Source organism: Streptococcus sp. HMSC074B11 (genome assembly GCF_001808705.1).
Taxonomy (GTDB): domain Bacteria; phylum Bacillota; class Bacilli; order Lactobacillales; family Streptococcaceae; genus Streptococcus.
This window is the reverse complement of the sequence record NZ_KV794265.1, coordinates 1-316: the sequence shown is the minus strand read 5'-3', so window position 1 is coordinate 316 and position 316 is coordinate 1. Positions and strand designations below refer to the sequence as shown.

The following is a 316-nucleotide window of genomic DNA, read 5'->3' as shown; positions in this document are numbered from 1 at the left end:
TGGTAAGGTTATCGAAGGCGATAAGAATGTCACTTATGTCTACAAGTTGAAAGAAAAACCAAAAGGTGAAGTTGTTATCACTTATGTGGATGAAAATGGTAAAGAGATTCAAAAACCTCGTCAAGACACTCCAAACTCACCATATGACACACCATATGACACTACTGAGGAAGGTGAAAAACCTAACTTCATCAAGGCAGAAGATGGTAAGACCTATAAGATCGTACCGAAGGGTGATTATCCTGTAGGTAAGGTTGATGAGAATGGACACCTTGAAAAGTCTGACCCAGTTACAGGTAAGGTTACTAAACCAAAA

At 38.9% G+C, this 316-nt stretch carries 1 protein-coding gene; it reads left to right on the top strand.

Features of this window, described 5'->3' with window-relative positions; all coding sequences use genetic code 11:
• On the top strand, positions 1-316 hold a 316-nt coding region (locus HMPREF2619_RS04215; protein WP_186821486.1), incomplete at both ends, for a MucBP domain-containing protein.